The following is a 23,112-nucleotide window of genomic DNA, read 5'->3' as shown; positions in this document are numbered from 1 at the left end:
TGTAAAACACATGAAAAAACTTTACTATCCTGTTATAGTTTTTGCGCTGCTCTGCCTGAGTTCGTGTGTGGATATTGAGGAGCATTACGATTTTAAAGCCAATGGTGCTTGCAATGTAACTTATGGCTTTGACATGAGCAAAGCGGTATCGGTGTTAATGAACCTGATGGCCGATTCTGTTAGAGAGACCCCACAATTTGCGATGGTGAAAGATACCAGCCTTAATTTTTATACCGCCCTGCCGGATAGTATAGCACTTAAGCTAAATGCGGAAGAAACCAAAATGGCGCAGGGGAGTGACCTGGCTGTAAAAATGGATCTGAAAAACAATATCATGAAGGTAAGTATCAGGCACGAGGCTAAGGATGCTGCCGAACTTGAATACTATCTTCAGCATTTAAGCAATATGTCTATGAGTAATCAATTGAACAGTGTTGCTAAAAACAATCAGCTTAGAAGCTTTGATACACAGCAATTAATGACGGGCCAAAGCTACTACAACTACCAGGTTACTCCACATAAATTCGCCCGGATAATAGACAAGGTTAAATTTAATAAGTTCCTTAAAACTGTAGGGGCAAAGTTTGCTATGGCTAAGGCGATGCTTATAGATATGCCCTACAAGGTGGTACTGAACTTTGCTAAACCGGTAAAAAAGGTGAACAACAAAAACGCCATCGTATCTGCCGACCGCCGCCGAGTTACCATAGAAACCAGCATGGATGAGGTAATAAAAAACCCCGCGCTAATGAATTTAGAGGTAGATTTTTGAGTTTGGTTAAAGTGCTATTAATCCCCTATGGCTTTAACTCTTTACAACACCTTAAACTTTATATTATTGATAAACTTCCTTATTCGCGGATGCCAAAGTGTTCTTTAATAAACCAATAATGGTCATTAGTCCAACGCCGCCGGGTACAGGGGTTATATATGATGCTTTGGGTGCTACACCTTCAAAATCAACATCGCCGTAAAGCTTAAAGCCCGATTTAGTTAGGGTAGAGGTTTCGCGGTTCATGCCCACATCAATTACTACAACACCATCTTTAACCATATCGGCAGTGATAAAATTCTTCTTACCTATCGCTACGATCAGTATATCGGCGTCAAGTGTGAATTTTTTAATATCGGGGGTGCGGCTATGGCAAATAGTTACCGTGCAGTTACCGGGTGTGGTATTTCTTGCCATTAAAATGCTCATTGGCGAGCCTACAATATTACTGCGTCCAACAACTACGCAATGTTTACCGGATGTTTCTACACCGTATTCTTTTAGCATTAAAGTGATGCCATATGGCGTAGCAGGGATAAACGATGGCAGATTGCGTTGCATACGGCCCAAATTTACCGGGTGGAAACCGTCTACATCCTTTTTAGGATCTATACGCTCAGTGACTTTTTCAGGGTCGATATGTTTGGGTAGGGGCAATTGCACAATAATACCGTCAATATCCTCGTCAGCATTCAGTTCGGCCACTTTAGCGAGCAATTCTTCTTCAGTAACGGTATCCTCGTAACGCACCAGGCTCGATTTAAAACCCACCGCTTCGCAGTTTTTCATTTTACTGGCTACATAGGTTTCGCTGCCGCCGTCGTGACCCACCAATACAGCTACCAAATGCGGCTTACGGCCGGTACGCGCTAATATCTTAGCAGCCTCTTCAGCTATTTCTACCTTTAATTTTTCCGAAACGTATTTTCCGTCAAGTAATTGCATACTGATTAATCTAATTTCAACACCGCCATAAACGCCGATTGTGGTATCTCTACGTTACCTACCTGGCGCATGCGTTTTTTACCTTTTTTCTGTTTCTCTAACAGTTTACGCTTACGCGATATATCACCACCATAACACTTGGCAGTTACATCTTTACGTAATGCTTTTACTGTTTCGCGGGCGATGATCTTGGCACCAATAGATGCCTGTATAATGATCTCGAATTGCTGGCGGGGCAATAGCTCTTTCAGCTTTTCGCATATCTTTTTACCAAAATCGTATGAGTTACCGCGGAAAATCAATGATGACAAAGCATCCACCGGCTCGGCGTTAAGTTTGATATCTAAACGTACCAGATCACTTTGGCGATACCCTATCTGGTGATAATCAAAAGAGGCATAACCCTTTGATATGGTTTTAAGCTTATCGTAAAAGTCAAACACGATTTCGCCCATCGGCATCTCAAATACCAGCTCCACACGGTCGGACGTTAGGTACGACTGATTTTTAATGAAACCACGTTTTTGAATACAAAGCGACATTACAGGTCCCACAAACTCAGATTTGGTGATGATGGTTGCCTTAATGTAAGGCTCCTCCACAAAGTCTATCTTACTCGGGTCTGGCAAGTCCGACGGGTTATTTACCACTATGGGCTCGCCGCGTGTGGTATAAGCAATGTATGATACGTTGGGCACAGTGGTGATCACCGTCATATCAAACTCGCGCTCCAGGCGCTCCTGAATGATCTCCATGTGCAGCATACCCAGGAAACCGCAACGGAAACCAAAGCCTAACGCTGCAGATGATTCCGGTTCAAAAACCAGTGATGCATCGTTTAGCTGCAGTTTAGCCATCGATTCGCGTAGTTCTTCGTAATCCTCGGTATCTACAGGGTAAATACCCGCAAATACCATCGGTTTCACTTCTTCAAAACCCTGTATACCGGTTTCGCAGGGGCGATTGATAGTGGTAATGGTATCACCAACCTTTACCTCGCGCGATTCTTTGATGCCCGAGATGATATAACCCACATCACCGGTTTTGATCACATCTTTGGGTAGTTGTTTCAGCTTAAGCGTACCAACTTCTTCGGCTATGTATTGCTTTTCGGTTGCGAAGAATTTTACTTTATCGCCTTTGCGTATCTCGCCGTTAACTACCTTAAAATAAGCTACAATACCACGAAACGAGTTATAAACCGAATCAAATATCAATGCTTGTAAAGGTGCTTCAGGGTCGCCAACAGGGGCGGGGACACGCTCTACAATGGCGCGTAATATATCGTGCACGCCCATACCAGTTTTGCCCGATGCGGCTAATATCTCTTCGCGTTTGCAGCCTATCAGCTCTACTATCTGGTCTTTAACCTCCTCGGGCATAGCGCCGGGCAGGTCCATTTTGTTCAGCACAGGGATGATCTCCAGGTCATTCTCTAAGGCCAGGTAAAGGTTTGATATGGTTTGTGCCTGTATACCCTGCGCGGCATCTACTATCAATAAAGCACCCTCGCAGGCAGCTATTGAGCGGGATACCTCATAGCTAAAGTCTACATGGCCGGGGGTATCTATCAGATTAAGGACGTATTTCTGCCCGTCAAGCTCATAGTCCATTTGTATGGCATGGCTCTTTATGGTAATGCCGCGTTCGCGCTCAAGGTCCATATCATCAAGTAGTTGGGCCTGGCTTTCGCGCTGTGTTATGGTATTGGTATATTCTAATAACCTATCGGCAAGGGTACTTTTACCATGGTCGATATGCGCTATTATACAAAAATTACGTATGTGCTTCATTCAGGCGCAAAAATAACTTTTTAGGCGGATAATTTGGCATAGTAAATTGCTTTACAGGGCAAATGCATTAAAAATTATTGAATTGGCGAGCGCCTCTTTTGTTGGATAGGGTATTAACGATGAAAATATGGCTCCGGAGCTCGCAAAGCACTAAACCTTTCCATTTTCCGCTGTAAATTATTCCATTTTTTTGTTGGCTATAGCGGGATATTTTCGTTTTTTTTCGCTACCCCTTGCTTACTAATATAAAATTTAATTTGAAAAAAAAAAGCGTTTTGTGGTTTCCCGGCTTTTTAATTTAAATAATGGGCCAATAAAATTTGATGGCAATTTGAAGGGGGTGAAAGAATGGATTAGCGTTTCACCAAAAATAAAACGAGATTTGATAGGTAAGCAGCCAAACCAAAAACCCAATTTTAATATGAACCTTCAAGATCAAATCGAAGCGTACCTTAACAGCCACCCCGAGCCCAAGCGCAGCGACATGAATGAATTGCATACGCGCATATTACAGGTTTACCCGGATGTAAATTGTGGTATGATGACGGCAAAAATGCCGACAATAAGACTGTTACTAACCCTACCATAGGTTACGGATCGTACACCATTAAATACGCTGATGGCAAGACCCGTGAGTTTTTCCAGATCGGGTTAAGCGCCAACAAAACCGGTATATCCGTTTATGTCCTCGGCATTAAGGATAAGACCTACCTGGCCCAAACCTATGGTAAAGAAATAGGCAAGGCCAGCGTTACCGGGTATTGCATTAAGTTTAATCATTTAAAGGATATAAACATCAGCATACTCCAGGCCGCGATACTATCAGGGGTTAAGGCTACAACTGAAGGTTAGTGCTTAACACAACTATACATCTTTGCTTATTTTGCCTGCACAAACATGGGGGTTTCGGTAACGGTGAGTTTGAGCTTGCCGTTAGCGGTGGGCATATCTTTTTTACTCATTTCCTTGGCGCCGGGCGTTAAGGTGTACACTGTAGCCGATGTTGCCTTACCCAGATCGAGCGTATAAACGGCCTTGCGGTTCTTTTGATCGGGAATGGATAGTACATACATTAACTTGCTATCCAGCTGATACATATCTACAACAGGGTCGGCATTTAGGGTGCCTTTATAGCCGTAATTACCCATTAACTTATTAACCTGTAATATATAATCGCCTGATGGCCGCATTTTTACGCCTTCGGCAAGGCCCGATGTTGCGTATTGCTCGCCGCTGCCGGCGTTAGCATCAAATAACTGGTAAAAAAACACGCGTTTAATGCCATGGCGTATATACATTAACGAGGTACGCAATATCCAATCGGCCTGGGTGATCAGTTCTGTCTTTGTGCCAATAGGAGGGGCATGCTGGTAACTGGCCTGGTTAATATCGTACCCGGTTTCGGTAACCCATACCGGTATATCTTTGGCTACCTTCATAAAATCATCGGCAATTTTTCCCGACTCCGACAGCTCGGGCGCCACGCCGGTAGTAGCCTTGATATGCGAAAGCACACTGCCATTGTTAGAATAAAGGTGATAATTGATCACATCAAAGCATAAGTTAACCTTTCCGTTGGGGCGGTAGCCGCGGTTCTTTTTACACCAGTCGATAACACGCTGTACATATTTGGCATCGGCTGTGGCCAAACCACCCATCACTACCATCATGTTAGGGTCGGCGGTTTTAACACCCGCGTTGTTGCCTAAAGCACCTTTGTGCCCATCGTAAAAAGCAGACAGGTTAGCGGCATATTCTTCGGGTGTTTGGGTGGCTTTGTCGCCTTTCCACCAGCGGTCGGGCTCGTTATTGCATTCAATGTATTTGATCAAACCCATACCTATTTTAACCTGGTTGGGCGTGTCGTTGTTCCAGCGGGGTTTAGTGTTTGCCTTTACCAGCGATGGCGTTACAGCGATATTGTAGCCATAGCGCGCAGCAAACTGAAATGCCGTTTGAGCTTGTACCAGGTATGATTTGGGCAGGCTTTTATTAGCACCGAAATACACAGGTGTGTTTTCGTCATCCCGCTGGTCGGCAGGGTAGCTGTTCATCATCCATTCAGGCAGGTTTTTCATATCGGCCAGCACCAATATGCCGTCTGCTTTGCAGCGGGCGTATATTACATCATAATACCAGCTACCCCTGTTGGTGGGGTTATAGGTGTAATCGCCCTGCGTGTTCTCCAGTTGGTTCCAGTTCATGTAATGCCTTACCGCGCTAAAGCTTTTAATAAGGGTCATATTGGCCTCGTAAATATGGTTACGGTCGTTAGGGGCGGCGGGGTTCTCTAAAAAGTTCCACTCATAGCTATTTACGCCAAACATATTTTTAAGCGGGGTAAGCCCGGCATCGCTTGCTGCTACCTGCCCAATTTTAATGGTGTCTTTAACCTGTGGAGCAATATTTTTTTCGCTGTGACAGCGCGACAGGCCAAGTATGGCAATAAAGGCGGGTATAAATAGCTTTTGGTAAAAAAAAGGGTTCATACGGCGTAAAAGTGGGGGCATTAGCAATGTGTATAACGATACTAATATACACGCTTTTTCTGCTCAAGCAACCAATTTAATGCTTGGGTTGTTGTAATAAACTCAGGCAGTTTTATAATCCAGATCGCTCAGGTCCTTTACCGAGCCAAAACCAATTACATCTTTTATTACTTTGCCATCCGTCATCTCTACCGCTCGTATCAGCTTGTCAGATCCAAACTTATCTTTTATCTCGTGCATGGTTTTAAGCGCGGTTTCCTTCCGGTCCATATCTTCAAACAAGCTGTACAGCATATTGCCATTATTAACAAAGTTGGTAACGGCCACCCGCATTTGGCTTATTTCAGTATTCATTACCGGGCCGGTGCTATTAAGCTGTTCAAATTTGGCAATGCGTATGCGTATCATCCGCATTAAGCTGATGGCATCCTGCACAGGGGTACTTACGGTAAAGGCATCATCCCAGCGGCTGCCATCTACATAACGGGCGGTAAACCCCACCGATTTACAATAAAATTTATGATGCACCATCCGTTTCTCCAGCGTAAGGCAAAGCGTCATAAACAACTGATCTATATAGTTGATGTTTTTACGCTTTTCGGCAGAGATCTGGCGCATGGCCTGCATGCCTTTATAATCGTGGGCGGTTATATTGGTTTCGATAAAATTTAGCCGGTAATGCCAATAAATACCATCTATACTTTTAAAAATGGCCTTTAAGCGTTGTGGTGTGGCGTAACGCATTTGCAGGGGCGTGTTTATACCAGCCCGCTCTAACCTATAAGACATGTTTGACCCAATACCCGGCAAATCGCCAAGTTTTAACTCACCCAAAACCGAATCGATATTTTGCGGCGTTATCATCATTAAGCCATTGCGCTTTTTACCCCTAACAGAGGCCAGCTTGGCCAAAAAGGCATTAGGCGCTATCCCAACCGAACAGGTCAGCCAGTCGCCAACCTTTTTCAGGATATCATCCTTAATACTCATGGCTATTTTCATGGGGTCTACATGGTCGTAGTTACTCAGGTTGATGATAGCTTCGTCTATACTTTTGGGCACAACATCGTTGCAGTACTCGCGTAAAACGTTAATTATTTTGGTATGATACTCACGGTAACGTGCCGGGTTGCTTTCTACCGGCACCAGGTCGGGGCAAAGCGCCATAGCATCGTTTAAACGCATACCCGCCTTTAAACCACGCTCTTTAGCTTCGGTAGATAGTGATATTACACAGCCGTACTTACCGGTATAAACGCAAACACCTACGGGGCGGCCGCGCAGCCAAAAGTTGGCCTGCTGCTCGCAACGCGCAAAGTAACTGTTCATATCTACAAACAGCACACGGGCTTCGGTTTGTACCGCTATTGAGTTTTGATTCACTTAACAAAAATGCTAATTATTTTAGCAAAAGCAAATCTTTTTATAATTAAATAACTTTTATAGCTTGTTTATTTTCATCAATAGCTACAAAGGTAAATGTGCCGGTAATGGCTTTCTCCCTGTCAAACGAGTACATTTCTTCTACAAAAATATCTACTGATATTTTAAGGCTGGTATTGCCAATGTGGGCCACCTTGCCAATAAGCTCTATTATAGTTCCGGCTGCTATCGGCCTTGTAAAGTCAATCCTGTCCGACGATACGGTAACCATTCGTTTGCGGGTAAAACGCGTAGCGGTAATAAAGGCAACCTCGTCCATCATGTGCATGGCAGTGCCGCCAAATAGCGTATCGTAATGATTGGTGGTGTTTGGGAAAACCGCTTTAAATATGCGTGTTTCGGATAATTTTATTCTTTCTTCAATGTCCATAGGTGTTACTTAAAAGCCGTGCAGTTTACCTGCACGGCTAAGGTTTGTTATTATATAAGTTGTTCGGTATAAATTAACCGTGCCTGTTTAGCTGCCTGTACCATGTTGGCAAGCGCGGTTTCGGTTTCGGCCCATTTGCGTGTTTTTAAACCGCAGTCGGGGTTTACCCATATATTGGTTACGGGCAGTTTATCGGCTGCTTTTTTTAACAGATCTACCATCTCTGTTACAGTAGGCACGCGTGGCGAGTGTATATCATAAACACCAGGGCCTATTTCGGCCGGATATTTAAAATCGGCAAAAGCCTCTAGCAGCTCCATTTGCGATCGGGACGTTTCTATCGTGATCACATCGGCATCCATATCGGCTATATGTTTAATTATATCATTAAACTCGCTGTAGCACATGTGGGTGTGTATTTGCGTTACATCCTGCACGCCGCTTGCCGATATACGGAAGGCCTTTACGGCCCAATCCAAGTAGGCAGCCCAGTCTGCCTTGCGCAGGGGCAGGCCCTCGCGTATGGCGGGTTCATCTATCTGTATCATTTGTATGCCTGCTTTTTCTAAGGCTACCACTTCATCCCGAATGGCTAAGGCTATCTGGTTGGTGGTTTCTGACCGTGGCTGATCATCGCGCACGAATGACCATTGCAAAATGGTTACCGGCCCGGTTAACATACCCTTCATCATTTTTTTGGTATTTGCCTGCGCAAAGGCACTCCACCTAACGGTCATATCCTCGGGGCGGCAAATATCACCATAAATAACAGGTGGCTTAACACAACGGCTTCCATAGCTTTGCACCCAACCGTTTTTGGTAAACAAAAAGCCGTCCAGCCGTTCGCCAAAATACTCCACCATATCGTTACGTTCAAACTCGCCGTGCACCAATACATCCAGCCCAATATCTTCCTGCCAGCTAATGGCAGCTATCGTGGCTTTTTCTATTGCTTTATCGTAATCATCCCCGCTAATTTCGTTCTTTTTTAATTTGGCCCTCAGCTGGCGTATATCATCCGTTTGCGGGAACGAGCCAATAGTAGTAGTAGGGAAGAGCGGCAGCTTAAATTTTTGCTGCTGCACTTTTTGCCTGATGTTAAACTCGCTTATACGACTGGCGTCTGCATCAGTAATAGCAGCGACGCGCTGTTTAATGGCCTGCTTATGTATCAGTTTAGACAAGTTACGGCTGGATACGGCCTGCAGATTGGCCTGCATTAAGGCATTATTGCCGTTGATGATCTGATCAAGATCGTTCAGTTCATTTAACTTTTGTTTAGCAAAAGCCATCCAATTTTTTATCTCCGGGTTGATGGTTGTTTCCAGGTCAAGGTCAAAAGGGGTGTGCAATAGCGATGAAGAGGGCGCTATCATTACCCTATCAATGCCAATAACCGCTATGGCCTTTTTTATATGCGCTGTAGCGCGCATGTAATCATTTTTCCAAATGTTGCGGCCATCAACCACCCCTAAAGAAAGCATCAGTTTATCCGGGATAAGCTTTAACACTTCATCCAGTTGTTTTGGCGCCCTTACCAGGTCAATGTGCAGTGCGTTTACCGGTAGGTTTACCGCTAAGCCCGTATTTTGATGCAGGCTTTCAAAATAGGTAGCCAGCAATATTTTCAGGTCGGGGCATTGTTTTCTGATCTCGGCATAGGCGTAGGTGAAGGCCTCTTTTTCTTTAACAGATAGGTCTAACACCAAAAAAGGCTCATCTAACTGCACCCATTCGGCGCCAAGGCTTTTAAGGCGTTTTAATACCTCCACGTATACCGGTACAAGCTTTTTAATAAGGTCAATCTTATTAAAGCCGGCTTCTTTTTCTTTACCCAGCAAAAGGTAGCTCAACGGGCCAATTAATACCGGTTTAGGGGTAACACCTGTTACCTGCTTAGCAAAGTTAAATTCCTCAAACACCTTATCAGAAAACAACCTGAAAGTTTGATCTTTGGTAAACTCGGGTACAATGTAATGGTAGTTGGTATCAAACCACTTGGTCATTTCCATAGCGGTTATGTCCAGCCCATCTTTTTGGTAACCCCTTGCCATGGCAAAGTACAGGTCGGTCTCGGTATTGCCTTTGTTTTTAGCCAATACCGGTGTAAACCGTGGTGGTATAGCCCCAAGCATCAGCGAGGCATCTAACACATGGTCGTAAAAGCTAAAATCGTTACAGGGAATAAGGTCGACACCGGCATCAATTTGGGTTTGCCAGTTTTGTTTACGAATAGTACGTGCGACTGTAAATAATTCGTCGCTGTTAATTTTGCCTGCCCAGTACTGTTCACAGGCTTTTTTGAGTTGACGGTGGGTACCAACACGAGGGTACCCGAGATTGTTTTTGAGCATACGCATAAAACTTGTTTGGTAAAACATTAATTAAATTAATGCTCCTTACGGTTTTCGGTATGCTTTCGGGAATGGGTAATAAAAGGCCAAGCATATACAATAGCATGGGCTACGCATATCCTTTTCCTCTGACTACTGCTTCAAAACGCGAAAGCATTGTCTTAAACAATGGGGCAAGTATCCTGGCTTGTAACATTATTGCCGTCCTTCTCATCTCTTATAAAAAAGACAATGGACATATTGGGTGAAGGCAATAACCTTTGTGTTACTTACAGTTGCGCGACAGCCCGTGATTTACACACGGTTCCTTTTTAATTCCGGGATATAATCCCAAAAACCTCACTGCGAAATAAAGTAAAGAACTGCTGTAAATGTAGGTTTTTTATATGTAAAAGCCATTAAAACAAAATAGCCGCAAAGTTTTGCGGCTATTTTGGCTATTGTTAAATAGTGGTAAGTATTAAAACAGCATTTCGGGCGGCGGGGTAACACCTTTTAAGCGCAGGTAAATGGTAGCCTGCCCGCGGTGATGTGTTTGGTGCTCGAAACCTTTGGCTAATATTAAGCCTTTGGCAACTTTCATGTCCTTGCCAAAGGTGGTTATTTCCTGCATTTGCGCGTCTGTCATACCTTGTATGGCGGCAATGGCATAATCGTAGCTATCTAATACAGCCTTTGTAGTGGCTTCTTTAGTTTGTGCCACAGTTTTCTCTACCGATGTTTGGCCAATGGGGCTTGCTTTACCGCTTGCCGAGCCTACAAAAAAGTAATTAGCGTCCGCAAGGTGTAACATTTGTCCGGCAAATGTGCGCACTTCGGGTGTTGCCTTAAAAGTAAAGCCGTCAGCAGGCATGGCATCAAGGTAAGCTTTGGTGTAGGCTTTGGCGCGTGTCCACTCCGCAACGGTTTGATCTTTTGTTATTTGTGCAAAAACGGTACTGCAGGCAAAAACCGCCAGGGCAGTAAATAGTAATAACTTTTTCATGAGATTTTTAGGTTTATTTTAATAAACTAAGATACATATATACCTGTGGTTTGGTGAATTATATTTATTTAAATACTAAATAACACAACTGATACTATTATAACTCATTAATTAAAATATATGTTAAAATGATAAAATTCTATTAGCCGCCGGGCCTATTAAAAATGTAATTTAGGCCGTTAAACTTATGCCGTTCAGGCTGCCAATTTTTAAACCCTTACCGTTATATGAAACTTAAATTTACTTTAACCGCCCTTTGTATATGCTGCTTTTTGTGGCATGGTTCATTTGCACAAACTGCCGGTAACGCAGGCAAAATGGTATTAAACAACCAGGAGTACCTTGAATATAAAGGAGTAAACGTTATGCTTGCGCACGATTTTTATCCCGAAGGTCACCAGGGCGGGGTTGGGGTTATTCAAAACGGGCAGCGTGTTGCCACCAATGGCGATATTAGGTTAGAGCCCACACCCGGGCAATGGGCGCCTATACCCAAGGTGGGCAAACGCGTAGTTAACAAGGCAACCGGCGAGGTAAGCGTGCGTATGGAATTCCCGAACCAGGAGATCAACCGCAAGGGCTTTAACCCGATAATTTACCCTGATCTGAATTTCGCTTATAACATCAGAGTGTTGCCGGCCGGCAAATCGTTTAAAATCATTGTGGATTTAGATAAACCCCTGCCGGATGAGTGGATAGGGAAGGTTGGTTTTAACTTCGAGCTTTATCCGGGGATATTGTTTGGCAAATCGTACTACATGGATAAGCAGTTTGGCATATTCATGCAGCAATCCAGCGAGGATGTTTATAAAGATAAAGAAGGGGAAACACAAGTTAAACCCATTGCTGCAGGCAAAAAACTAACCATAGCCCCCGAAGTGGCCCTGCAACGCATGACCATTGAAAACGTATCGCCGGGTAATTTGGAGCTGTTAGACGGGCGTGCAAAGCACAATAACGGTTGGTTTGTAGTACGATCGTTAATAGCTAAAGGTGCCACCAAAAACGCCATAGAGTGGCTGGTTACACCAAACGCGGTTGAAGGCTGGCTATCATCGCCGGTGGTGCAGGTATCGCAGGTGGGCTATCACCCGGCGCAGCAAAAAATTGCCGTTATCGAACTGGACAAGAACGATAAAAAACGGCTGCCTGCATCGTTATTACGCATTGATGAAAATGGCGGCTTTGTAACCGCATTAAAGGCTATACCTGCCGAATGGGGTAACTTTTTAAGATACCATTACCTGCAACTGGACTTTACAAAAATAACAGCCCCCGGCATGTATGTGGTGCGTTATGGTAACTACCAAACCGAGCCCTTTCAGATAAATAAGGATGTGTTTAAAAACGATGTGTGGCAGCCTACGCTGGCTTATTTCCTTCCGGCGCAGATGTGCCACATGCGTGTAAACGAAAAATATAGGGTATGGCATGGCCTGTGCCATATGGACGATGCCCGCATGGCACCAATAGACTCGAACCATTTTGATGGTTATATACAAGGACACAGCACGCTTACGCAATACAAGCCCGGTGATAATGTGCCGCTGCTAAACCGTGGTGCGTGGCATGATGCCGGTGATTTTGACCTTAGGGTGGAGTCGCAAGCCGAAACGGTACATGGCTTAACACTGGCCTACGAGGCATTTGATGTAAAGTATGATAACACCACCATCGACCAAAAAAATCATGTGGTAGAGATTCAGCAGCCGGATGGCAAACCTGATATTTTACAGCAGATAGAGCATGGTTTGCTATCCATTACCGGCGGATACCAGGCAATGGGCCGTTTTTACAGGGGAGTTATTGAGCCTACCTTAAGGCAATACACCGTGTTAGGCGATGCGGCTAACATTACCGATAACAAGCCATTTGTAACCAATGCCAAAAATATCGACCCTATATTAAACACCCCGGCGCCGGCAGACGACCGCTGGGTATTTACCGAGAACAACCCAAGGCGTTCCCTGCAAACTGCCGCTGCTTTAGCAGCGGCCAGCCGTGTAATGAAAGGATATAACGACACCCTTGCCACACAATGCCTGCAAATAGCCAAAGAAGTATGGGACAAAACACCCGACCAAAGTGTAGGCGGCAGGGTAGCACTGGCAGTAGAATTACTGGTAACCACCGGCGATAAAATCTACGCCGATTTCCTGATAAAAAACACGGATGGCATTACCCGCAACATTGATAATACCGGCTGGCTGGTTGGCCGTACCATTGGCCTAATTAAGGATAAAGCTTACCAGGATGCCATAACGCAAGCCGTACAAAAACTTTTTACAAAAATAGAGCAGCAGGGTACCAAAACACCTTATGGCGTACCATACGAACCTAATATATGGGGAGCCGGTTGGGGTATACAAAATTTTGGCTACAAACAATACTTTTTATACGCCAATTTCCCATCGATATTTAAGGATACCTATATGCTGCATGCTATTGATTTTATATTGGGTTGCCACCCGGGCTCAAACACCGCTTCATTTGTATCGGGGGTGGGTGCGCGCTCAATGACTACGGCTTATGGCTTTAACCGTGCCGACCGTTCGTACATCCCCGGTGGTATTACATCAGGTACGGCTTTAATAAGGCCCGACTTCCCCGAACTATTAAACTGGCCATACCTTTGGCAGCAGGGAGAATATGTTTTAGGTGGTGGTACATCAGATTACCTGTTTTTGGTATTAGCTGCCGACCATGTACTAAACAAAAGCAAGCATTAAGTATGAGAAGAACGTTCGCCATCATATCCTTTACGGCTTTACTTGTCCTGCCTTTTTTTTCGTTTGCGCAAGGTAATAGCGAAAGGCTAAAAATAGCCGCAGAAATGCAGGAATCAATGGTAAACAAGCTGTTAAAGCAATGGTACCCCTTAGCTGTTGATACGGTATATGGTGGGTTTTTAAGCTCGTTCTCGTACGATTTTAAGCCGGCAGGCAACCAGGATAAAATGATTGTTACCCAGGCAAGGCACGTTTGGAGCAACAGCAAAGCTGCGGAGCTTTTCCCTGCTGTTGGCTACTATAAAGCTGGTGCTAAACAGGGCTTTGAGTTTTTAAAGAACGTGCTATGGGATAAACAATACGGTGGCTTTTATACCTTTACCACCAGGCAGGGGCACCCAAAAAAGGGAAATTTTGCGCCAAAGGAGGCATATGGTAATTCATTTGCTTTGTATGCGCTTGCGGGGTATTACCATGCATCGGGCGATACCAGTGCTTTAAATATGGCTAAACGTACCTTTTGGTGGCTGGAGAAACATAGCCACGACCCTGTTTATAAAGGCTACTATCAGCACATGCAGATGGACGGCACACCAATACTAAGGGATGCCACGGTACCTTCAACCGCTGAAACAGGGTATAAAGATCAAAACTCGTCCATTCACTTATTAGAATCGCTTACCGAATTGTATACCGTTTGGCCGGATAGTTTGGTTAAAGTACGCCTGAATGAATTGTTATTGCTGGTACGCGATAAGATAACAAATGATAAAGGTAACCTTATCCTGTTTTTTAAACCCGACTGGACGCCTGTATCATACCGGGATTCGACAGAAGCAAGTATAAAAAAACACCACAACCTAGATCATGTATCATTTGGGCATAATGTAGAAACTGCTTACCTGATGCTGGAGGCGTCGCATGCCTTAGGTATGAAAAACGATAAGGTTACCTTGCGCGTTGGCAAAAAAATGGTTGATGATGCCTTAGAAAGTGGATGGGATAATAAGGTAGGCGGCTTTTATGATGAGGGTTATTATTTTAAAGGCAGACCCGGCATCACAATTACTGAAGATACCAAAAACTGGTGGGCGCAAGCCGAGGGTTTAAACGCGCTACTGCTGATGGCCAACAAATTCCCCAACGATAAGCACCGGTATTATGACCATTTTAAAACACTTTGGCAATATACACAAACTTACCTGATAGACCAGGAGCACGGCGATTGGTACCAGGGCGGTATTGATAAACAACCCCAATATAAAATGGCTTTAAAAGGTCAAATATGGAAGGGGACTTACCATAACTTTAGGGCATTGATGAATTGCGTAAAGCAGTTAAAAACGGATGAGTGAAAGAAAATAGGGTTTTATTCTTGTCTTAGTTTACGAATTTGCTCTAGCGCGACAACATCGATTTGATCTTTAGGCCTGTTGACTATCTTTTTATTTTCGATAAGCTGATTAATATGCAGAAAGGGGACACTTACATTTTCAATATCTGCAACTGATGCCATTTGCAGGCATTCGTCAAATGTATATCCTTCTAAGCCTTTCATTTCGCTTAAAATATCTAAACGCAGGCCGTTATTTAAGCTAAATTCGGTCCAGCCGGGTATAAATTGCATGTATTCTATCATCGGGTAATCACCCATATCACAACTTAAAAAAGCTTTACGTAGTTGTATTCTGTTCTCTAACGTGTCTTTAAGCCAAATATCTAAATCGCCGGTAAAACGCTGATAGCCATGTAAATTAATAGCATAACCGCCAACCATAATATATGCCACGTTATGGTCTTGAAGTGCTTTCCAGAAACTTAATATTTCCTCATCAAAAACGTCCACCGTTATTTACTTAGATAAGGTTTATGGGTAATGGTAGCTTTATTCATAGTTTGCTGTATTTTGTACAAGCGGGTAGCCATTTCAAAACGTTCTTTATAAGTTCTTTTTAAGCCATCTTTTAATAGCTCAAGTTCTGCCTCGTCAAAACTTTGGTTCTTTTTTTTCATCACGATTTACCCTTTATCAAATTTAGGCAAAAGCAGTGTACTAACAAGTAAAATTTACCTATCTCGATATATCAATCTTTATCTTCCGGCCTTTTATCTTTTCGTTTTTAACCAGTTCCACTGTGCGCTCTATTTGTTTGCGCTTAACTGCAGCGTACGACGAGTAGTCTAATACCTCTATCAATCCAAGGTCTTCTTTAGCTAATTCGCCTTTTTTAAGTAACAGGCCTACAATATCTACCTTGTTTATCTTGTCTTTTTTGCCTGCTGCTATGTACAAGGTTGCCCATGGCGATGGTTGCGGGATAATAGCCTTTTCGGGCAACTCCTCTATTTCTGGCAGTTCGGTTAAGTAAGCTGGTTTTTCGCCGGATGCCAATAGCAGGTAGGAGGTACCTTTTGCGTGCATACGGGCGGTGCGGCCATTGCGGTGCGTAAATGCTTCCAGGTTATGTGGCAGCTGGTAATGTACCACATGCTCAATTTCGGGGATATCTAACCCGCGCGAGGCCAGATCGGTGGTGATTAATATGCGGTGACTGCCATTCCTGAATTTAATTAATGCCCGTTCGCGGTCGTCCTGCTCCATACCACCATGAAATACATCATGAAACAAACCCTTTTCCCAAAGCAGGTCGCTGATACGGTCAACGGCTTCGCGGTGATTACAAAATATAAGTGTTGGCTTATCGCTTATTTTACATATCAGGGCAAAAAGGGCATCTAATCGGTCGGCAGGCTCGCAAATCACCACTTTTTGCTTCAGGTCGGGTGCTGATGCGGCATTGGTTAAATAATCTAGCTTTACCGGTCGGTTTATTTTTGTAAACGATGGTATCTCATCCATCTGCGTGGCCGAGGTAAGCATACGCTTATTAATATTTGGCAAACACCTGATGATGTAAGCCATGTCTTCCTGGAAACCAAACTCCAGCGCCTTATCAAACTCATCTAATATTAGCGTAGCCACGGTTGAGGTATCAAAAGTATCGCGGCGCAGGTGATGCGCAATACGGCCCGGTGTGCCTACCAAAACAGCCGGCGGTTGCGACAGGTTATTCATTTCTATTTTAAGCGGGTGGCCACCATAACAGCAATTTACCTTAAAACCGCTGCCCATTGCCCTAAAAACCTGCTCTATCTGCAAAGCCAGCTCACGGGATGGCACCAGTATCATAACCTGAACGGTGGATATTTTTGCATCAAGCAAACCCAGCAGCGGCAATAAAAAGCCCAGTGTTTTACCCGAGCCTGTAGGCGATAGTAAAATTACATCGGCCTTGGCAGCGGCGCTGATAGCAGCCTCCTGCATAGGGTTTAAGGTACTTATCTTTAAATTTTGAAGTGCTTGCTGTATCATATTATGGGATGGAGAAGCGGCAAAGATAAGGTATTGCTACAGTGTTAAATTATTTATACTTTAATATGTGGAATAGATAACCAATTTGCATCATATGCAATATTAAACAGCCAAGTATGAAACTCTCTGTTTTTCTGCTATTGATAATATTTCCGTTATTATTAAATGCTCAAAAAAAATCCACATCGACAAATAAAGATCAAAAGGAATTTAAAAATCAAGGTGAACAAGAAGATTACTTGACAGAATTGTTCTTTGCAAGAAACTACAAAGAACAATCTTTCAGAAAATTCAATGGTGAAATTATTGTAACGAACATTGATGTTTACCGATACAATAACCAAGTACTAATTTTGAATAATCTTGACTATGCATCAAAGACCATTTTTGAAAAAGGATTATTTTACCCGGAAATAATTACCGGAAAGGTTATTTTAAAATTGAAAACCGAATTAGATTCGCTGACAATGGAAAAACGAGCCCTTTATAATTATATAAACCAAGATACTCTTAATATATCAAGTTTTGAAGAGTTGAAACAATTAAATAAAACACCACAACAAAGGAGATTTAGATTTTGGCTGTTTAGAAAAGGAAGATTAAATCCCACCGTTTGTTTTATTGAATTAACAAACATTAATGCAACAGTTAAAACTGATATATCGGCGTTTATAGCTGGCTCAACCTTGACTTTCCATAAAGAAGGTTGGATTATTATTTAACTAATAAACCGCTGACTATTAAAATCAGCGGTTTATTTGATTACTGATCAGAGCGTTATTCAATAAATTATTCGCCTCTTTTCAATCCGAACTTTTCTATCTTACTGTATAAGTGACTGCGCTGTATATCGATATCGTCGGCAGTTTTTGATACGTTCCAGTTGTTTTTTTCCAGCTTGAATTTGATGTATTCGCGTTCCGCGTAATCTTTATACTCCTGAAAATTAGTAAACTGGTCAAAATCAGTTTGCGGGGCAGCGGCAGCTACCGGTGCAGCAACCGTAGCCGATGGATTGGCAAACGCCCTAACATCGCCATCGGTAATGGTTTTATCACTTAAAATGATCAAACGCTCTACCATGTTGCGCAACTCGCGTATGTTACCCGTCCAAGGCAAGGCTTTTAAGGCATCTAAGGCCGCGTCTGATATCTTTTTAGCCGGCATGCCATATTCGTTGCATATCTCCTCTAAAAAGCTTTGGGTAAGCAGCGCAATATCATCCCGGCGCTCGGTAAGTGGCGGTACATGAATTAATATCACACTTAAGCGGTGGTACAAGTCCATCCTAAAATTACCAGCCTCTATTTCTTTTAAAAGGTCTTTGTTGGTTGCCGCTACTACACGTACATCAACATCTATCTCTTTTTCGCCGCCTACACGGGTAATTTTGTTTTCTTGCAAGGCACGCAGCACCTTCGCCTGTGCCGACTGGCTCATATCGCCTATCTCATCCAGGAAAAGCGTGCCGCCATTGGCACTTTCAAATTTACCTATACGCTGTTTGATGGCCGATGTAAACGAACCCTTTTCGTGACCGAACAATTCGCTTTCTATCAGCTCCGAAGGAATAGCCGCGCAGTTCACCTCGATAATAGGCCCGTTTGAACGATTCGATTTTTCGTGCAGCCATCGGGCCACTAACTCTTTACCGCTACCATTGGCACCGGTAACCAGTACACGCGCATCGGTAGGGCCAACCCGGTCGATAGTTTCTTTTATCCTTAATATGGCTTGCGATTCGCCCAGGATAGGGCGCACCTTAGATACTTTGCGTTTTAATACTTTGGCTTCAACAACCAGGCTTCCCCTGTCAAGAGCGTTGCGTACGGTTATCAACAGGCGGTTAAGATCCGGTGGTTTTGATATAAAGTCAAACGCGCCTTTTTTACTGGCTTCTACAGCGGTTTCTACCGTGCCGTGGCCCGATATCATTATAAAAGGCAGGTCGGGTTTAATAGCTAAACCTTCGGTAAGCACTTCCATGCCGTCCATCCGGTTCATCTTTATGTCGCACAGTACAAGGTCGTAGTCATTTTTGCGTATCAGCTCCAAGCCGTCAACACCATTATCAATATCTTCAACCGTATAATCTTCGTATTCTAAAATCTCGCGCAGGGTGCTGCGGATAGACCGCTCATCGTCAATTATTAAAATTTTTGCCATGTGTTGTTAAAACTCAATATTTAGGTAGAATGTTTGAGCGGCTAATATATAAATTGTATAGTATATAACACACTTTATTTTGATGAGTAGTGAATGGTTGGATATGTTCTAAAGCTCAAAGGCGAAATAAATTAGTAAGTTTGATAGGATGATTAACACATTATGAGAGTTTATATCAAACAGGTTGTTTTGACTGCAATGCTATTACTCGGCGCTGCTATCAGTGAAGGCCAAATACGCTATCCTTATCAGGACTACAATAATATTATCGTTTCTAATAGCTTAGTATATACGTTAACAGATAGCGGAGCACTTGAAACCTTCGATTTGTACAACGATAAGCTTGTCAACACTTACAAACCAAAAAGCAAAATAAAATTCCTTTCGCAAGATCATTTTGGAAACTTAATTATAGCAGATGAACAAAATGTAATTAAACGAAAGAATGGTACTGGTTGGGTCACGTTGATGGTTTATAAAGACAGCGATTTATATAACATTGTTTTTAACAGCCGGAATGAGTGCTTCTTGATAACTAATAAAGGTATAATAGATAATAGCACAGCGAGGATTTTTAAACCAGACCATACGTTTTCTCATTCTGAATGGAGTAATGGAAGGAGAGACGGCTGGGGTTGGGGTAGGTTCGCTTATTACAGCCCCGCTTTCTTGGACAGCAAAGATAACTTATGGGTGGTATCTGACCACGGCGAATGGGGTGCTGACTTATTTACATTTGATACAAAAACTAAAAAATTTATAGATCAAACATGGGTTGCAGCATTCCCGTCATTTGAATTCAATGGCAGTGTTTATGCAGCGAAACATGGTCTTTTCTATTCATTTATTGCTAAGTACGATAAAGCTACAGATAAAGATGGAGCAGATATTTTTAAGGGCCGGGTTATATTTAATACGGATAGCGATAAGACCCTGCCTGTAAAAAAGAGTATACAGGAACGTATTAAGCCAACCTATATTATGAGCTGTATTTATAATAAATATGATGGATATATTTATATAAACTCCACTGAAGGTTTATTACGGCTTGACCCTAAAAAACACAATGAGAAATTTAAAGATCTAACTGTTTTAAAAGCTTCAGAATATCCCTCTCAAATAAAGATCATCAAGGGTGGTAATTTGGTGTTATTGCCGCCTGGTAAGCCTGTCAAACGTCAATAGAGGAATAGCAACCACGCAACTCATTCAACCATTCACAAAAAAAACCCCCTCAAAAGAGGGGATTTTGAACAGCTGCAAACCTGTAAGCCGGGTTTTGTACTCCCGTAAGGGAACTTCTATCATTAATCTGATCCTGCTATTGCTAACAGGCTTTATCAACCTACCCATTCTGACGGCCCCGACAAGCCGGGACACGGAAGCGAGCAGCTCCGCTTTCAGAACCTATTTGGTTTTTCAACTCCTGAGGTTTACCGCGATCCCGGTCGCCCGGAAAAGCCGTGAGCTCTTACCTCACGTTTTCACCCTTACCACTAATAAATTAGTGGCGGTATCATTTCTGTGGCACTTGCTGTCGCCCGCTGCGGGCGCCTTCCCGTTAGGAAGCAGGATGCTCTGTGTTGCCCGGACTTTCCTCCATCCACGTTAAGCGAACAGCGATAGAACGTTTTGCGGCGTAAAGATAGGGATTAGTTAATAGATGATGATGCTGTGTAGAAAATTAAACTCCTGCTTAGCATCCCCTGCGAGAGCCTCCTGAGGTGACACTAATCTTTATTACTTTACCTCATTTAACAATGTTTCAATTTTATTTTGTAGTCGTAACTCCTGGAATCTATAAACAAACCAAAACCATAACAATGTCACTGGAAAAACAACCAAATTAATCCAAAAAGGAATATATTGACTACCGAATAGTTCGGTATAAACTACTACTAACCATATGATTATTACCATATAGAGCTCAATTCTTATCCGCGTTTTCATGGTAACTTCCGTTAACTTACTATCAAGCGGATTAAGAGAAACTTGAGTTTTTATACCATCTACTAACCCTGCGCCACCTTTTATTATTAACGTCCCTATTGAGCTATTTGCAAGACAAGTATATTGAAGATCATCTATTTTCTTTAAGATGTATTTGTCGTCATTACCTGCTTGTAATATTTCTTGAACGATATCTACCGACTTGCCCAGACTGAATGTCTTGGTCAAAACCACCTTATCTAAAAAGCTCATAATATTATTTACATTCTTTCAAATACACATCGGCCTGTTCGGAGGTGATGGTGCCCATATGGTTGCCAAAAGAGTTGCCTATATAGGTAAGCACCTGTGCAACTTCAACAGGGGCAAGGTCAGTAGCAGGCATGGCGCCCTCATAACTTTTGCCATTAACCGTAATAATGGTTTCTTTAATACCATATTTAACCATACAGCCTAGTTGTGCTTTGTTCTTTTTAAGATAAGCGGTATCGGTAAGCGGTGGTATCAGGTTTGATAAACCTTCGCCTTTTGTACCGTGGCAGTTTTGGCACTTTTGCTGGTAAAGCAATACGCCGCTGGTGTAATAGCGTTTAAACTCCAGCTGCTCGTCGCTTTGGCAGGCTATTGCCAATATACCAATCAATAAAGCAATTACACTTATCGCTTTTAGTTTCATTGGGCCATGGTAACATTAGTTTCGGTGCGTAGTATTTTTATGTCATCTATTAATTTGGCAACTTGTTTTTCGTCTGTGCCATCGTAATAACCGCGTATACGTTTTTGTTTGTCAACCAAAACAAACCAGCCCTGGTGTACATAGCCACCTGCAGTACCATTATCCTGCTTAACCGCAACCAGGTAACTTTTTTGGCCAAGTTCGTAGGTTTGCTCTTTATTGCCCTGTAGCAGCCACCAGCTATTGCCCTTAATACCCAGTTTATCGGCGTATTTCTTTAATACGGCAACGCTATCGTGCTTAGGGTCGATAGTGTGCGATATGATCTTAAAATCGCTTACGTTTTTATATTCGTTATAAACCGTAAGCATATTACGGTGCATAATAGGGCAGATGGATGGGCAAGTGGTGAAAAAGAAATCGGCTACATATATATCACCATTCAGGCTTTTATCGCTAATACTATCGCCATATTGGTTTACAAATTTAAATGATGGTATCGTTTGATAAACCGTTTCTGTAACAGGTTTTCCGTTTACAATAGTAGTAGCGGTATCGCGGTTACCAAAAATAGGTAGTTTAGGCGCCTCGGTGTTATTAAATTTACAGGCGCTGTACAAAAGTAGCAGCGCAATTGCCCCGGTTAGTTTTTTCATTTGGCTTTATTTTCTTTTATAAACTTTGCCGAAGATGCTATGGCTTCGTTCAACTCTTTATCAATATCCTGAATTTGCTTTTTTTGATCGGCTAAATATTTCATCACCTGATCGTGCGATTTTCCTGTATTTTCAGCATCAAACTTATGCATCCAATTCTCCATATGCGCGTCGGCAGTATCTAATTGCTTAGTTAGGCCGGTTGCTACCATATTTACATCAGGGGCTTTGTTTTGCTTTAACAACGTATCCAGTTGCATTTTATTGGTAATAACCAATTCGTCTTTAGCCATTACCTGGTCATGAACTTTTATCACTTCATTTAACAGGTCCTGTTCTTGTTTTTTGGTGTCGGTACAGCTAAATAATACAAAGCTTAATACAGCGGCGGCAAATATTTTTTTCATTTTT

The 23,112-nt window shown here is 42.9% G+C and carries 19 protein-coding genes, 1 other RNA gene, 1 pseudogene and 1 riboswitch; of the genes and pseudogenes, 6 read left to right on the top strand and 15 right to left on the bottom strand.

Annotated elements, in window-relative coordinates:
* The first annotated feature begins 10 nt into the window (after positions 1-10).
* Entirely contained in the window at positions 11-772 is a 762-nt protein-coding gene (locus FFF34_005620) for a hypothetical protein (protein ID TSD66878.1), read from the top strand.
* Positions 773-835: 63 nt separating this feature from the next.
* Here FFF34_005620 and FFF34_005615 read toward each other — a convergent pair whose 3' ends face one another.
* Together FFF34_005615 and lepA are read right to left on the bottom strand one after the other, a co-directional pair.
* Positions 836-1,717 carry a bifunctional 5,10-methylene-tetrahydrofolate dehydrogenase/5,10-methylene-tetrahydrofolate cyclohydrolase gene (locus tag FFF34_005615; protein ID TSD66877.1) on the bottom strand — a complete coding sequence of 294 codons (882 nt, stop codon included), beginning with the start codon at positions 1,715-1,717 and terminating at the stop codon, positions 836-838.
* Between the two features lie 5 nt (positions 1,718-1,722).
* On the bottom strand, positions 1,723-3,510 hold the full coding sequence (lepA, locus tag FFF34_005610) for an elongation factor 4 (protein TSD66876.1): 1,788 nt from the start codon (positions 3,508-3,510) through the stop codon (positions 1,723-1,725).
* Between the two features lie 421 nt (positions 3,511-3,931).
* Between lepA and FFF34_005605 the strand changes: the two are divergent.
* Positions 3,932-4,362 (top strand): annotated as a pseudogene (locus tag FFF34_005605) (DUF1801 domain-containing protein).
* Positions 4,363-4,388: 26 nt separating this feature from the next.
* On the opposite strand, the gene FFF34_005600 reads toward FFF34_005605, so the two are convergent.
* The 5 genes from FFF34_005600 to FFF34_005580 all read right to left on the bottom strand — a co-directional run bounded on the left by FFF34_005600 (position 4,389) and on the right by FFF34_005580 (position 11,151).
* Positions 4,389-5,999, bottom strand: coding sequence for a hypothetical protein (locus FFF34_005600; protein TSD66875.1), 1,611 nt, complete (start codon positions 5,997-5,999; stop codon positions 4,389-4,391).
* Between the two features lie 102 nt (positions 6,000-6,101).
* The gene (locus FFF34_005595) at positions 6,102-7,382 is read right to left on the bottom strand and encodes a DNA polymerase IV (GenBank protein ID TSD66874.1); all 1,281 of its coding nucleotides are present in this window, start codon (positions 7,380-7,382) and stop codon (positions 6,102-6,104) included.
* A gap of 46 nt (positions 7,383-7,428) precedes the next feature.
* The gene (locus FFF34_005590; protein ID TSD66873.1) at positions 7,429-7,812 is read right to left on the bottom strand and encodes an acyl-CoA thioesterase; all 384 of its coding nucleotides are present in this window, start codon (positions 7,810-7,812) and stop codon (positions 7,429-7,431) included.
* Positions 7,813-7,862: 50 nt separating this feature from the next.
* Entirely contained in the window at positions 7,863-10,166 is a 2,304-nt protein-coding gene (gene metE, locus FFF34_005585; protein TSD67969.1) for a 5-methyltetrahydropteroyltriglutamate--homocysteine S-methyltransferase, read from the bottom strand.
* A gap of 154 nt (positions 10,167-10,320) precedes the next feature.
* Positions 10,321-10,523: riboswitch (cobalamin riboswitch) on the bottom strand.
* A gap of 103 nt (positions 10,524-10,626) precedes the next feature.
* Entirely contained in the window at positions 10,627-11,151 is a 525-nt protein-coding gene (locus tag FFF34_005580; protein TSD66872.1) for a damage-inducible protein DinB, read from the bottom strand.
* A gap of 227 nt (positions 11,152-11,378) precedes the next feature.
* Between FFF34_005580 and FFF34_005575 the strand changes: the two genes are divergently transcribed.
* A complete protein-coding gene (locus FFF34_005575; protein TSD66871.1) occupies positions 11,379-13,880 on the top strand; it encodes a glycoside hydrolase in 2,502 nt (833 codons plus the stop codon).
* Between the two features lie 2 nt (positions 13,881-13,882).
* Positions 13,883-15,235: an N-acylglucosamine 2-epimerase gene (locus tag FFF34_005570; GenBank protein ID TSD66870.1), complete on the top strand. Its 1,353-nt coding sequence runs from the start codon at positions 13,883-13,885 to the stop codon at positions 15,233-15,235.
* A 14-nt stretch (positions 15,236-15,249) separates the two neighbouring features.
* On the opposite strand, the gene FFF34_005565 is transcribed toward FFF34_005570, so the two are convergent.
* Both FFF34_005565 and FFF34_005560 read right to left on the bottom strand, forming a co-directional pair.
* Entirely contained in the window at positions 15,250-15,726 is a 477-nt protein-coding gene (locus FFF34_005565) for a hypothetical protein (protein ID TSD66869.1), read from the bottom strand.
* A 225-nt stretch (positions 15,727-15,951) separates the two neighbouring features.
* A complete protein-coding gene (locus FFF34_005560; GenBank protein ID TSD66868.1) occupies positions 15,952-17,253 on the bottom strand; it encodes a DEAD/DEAH box helicase in 1,302 nt (433 codons plus the stop codon).
* A 116-nt stretch (positions 17,254-17,369) separates the two neighbouring features.
* On the opposite strand from FFF34_005560, the gene FFF34_005555 reads away from it, so the two are divergent.
* Positions 17,370-17,975 carry a hypothetical protein gene (locus FFF34_005555; protein ID TSD66867.1) on the top strand — a complete coding sequence of 202 codons (606 nt, stop codon included), beginning with the start codon at positions 17,370-17,372 and terminating at the stop codon, positions 17,973-17,975.
* Positions 17,976-18,042: 67 nt separating this feature from the next.
* Here FFF34_005555 and FFF34_005550 read toward each other — a convergent pair whose 3' ends face one another.
* Positions 18,043-19,419 (bottom strand): sigma-54-dependent Fis family transcriptional regulator, encoded by a 1,377-nt coding sequence (locus tag FFF34_005550; GenBank protein TSD66866.1) that lies wholly within the window; start codon positions 19,417-19,419, stop codon positions 18,043-18,045.
* Between the two features lie 162 nt (positions 19,420-19,581).
* Here FFF34_005550 and FFF34_005545 point away from each other — a divergent pair, with 162 nt between their 5' ends.
* The gene (locus FFF34_005545; GenBank protein ID TSD66865.1) at positions 19,582-20,604 is read left to right on the top strand and encodes a hypothetical protein; all 1,023 of its coding nucleotides are present in this window, start codon (positions 19,582-19,584) and stop codon (positions 20,602-20,604) included.
* Between the two features lie 67 nt (positions 20,605-20,671).
* On the opposite strand, the gene rnpB is transcribed toward FFF34_005545, so the two are convergent.
* The 5 genes from rnpB to FFF34_005520 all read right to left on the bottom strand — a co-directional run bounded on the left by rnpB (position 20,672) and on the right by FFF34_005520 (position 23,108).
* Positions 20,672-21,058, bottom strand: an RNA gene (rnpB, locus tag FFF34_005540) — RNase P RNA component class A.
* Between the two features lie 101 nt (positions 21,059-21,159).
* Positions 21,160-21,621, bottom strand: coding sequence for a hypothetical protein (locus FFF34_005535; protein TSD66864.1), 462 nt, complete (start codon positions 21,619-21,621; stop codon positions 21,160-21,162).
* 4 nt (positions 21,622-21,625) lie between these two features.
* Positions 21,626-22,045, bottom strand: a complete 420-nt coding sequence (locus tag FFF34_005530) for a cytochrome c (GenBank protein ID TSD66863.1) — start codon at positions 22,043-22,045, stop codon at positions 21,626-21,628.
* The gene (locus FFF34_005525) at positions 22,042-22,701 is read right to left on the bottom strand and encodes an SCO family protein (protein ID TSD66862.1); all 660 of its coding nucleotides are present in this window, start codon (positions 22,699-22,701) and stop codon (positions 22,042-22,044) included. The genes FFF34_005530 and FFF34_005525 overlap by 4 nt, the downstream gene beginning before the upstream one ends.
* Positions 22,698-23,108 carry a hypothetical protein gene (locus FFF34_005520; GenBank protein TSD66861.1) on the bottom strand — a complete coding sequence of 137 codons (411 nt, stop codon included), beginning with the start codon at positions 23,106-23,108 and terminating at the stop codon, positions 22,698-22,700. The genes FFF34_005525 and FFF34_005520 overlap by 4 nt, the downstream gene beginning before the upstream one ends.
* Positions 23,109-23,112 lie beyond the last annotated feature (4 nt).

Origin of the sequence: Inquilinus sp. KBS0705 (assembly GCA_005938025.2) — a bacterium.
GTDB lineage: Bacteria > Bacteroidota > Bacteroidia > Sphingobacteriales > Sphingobacteriaceae > Mucilaginibacter.
This window is presented reverse-complemented; position numbering and strand designations above follow the sequence as displayed.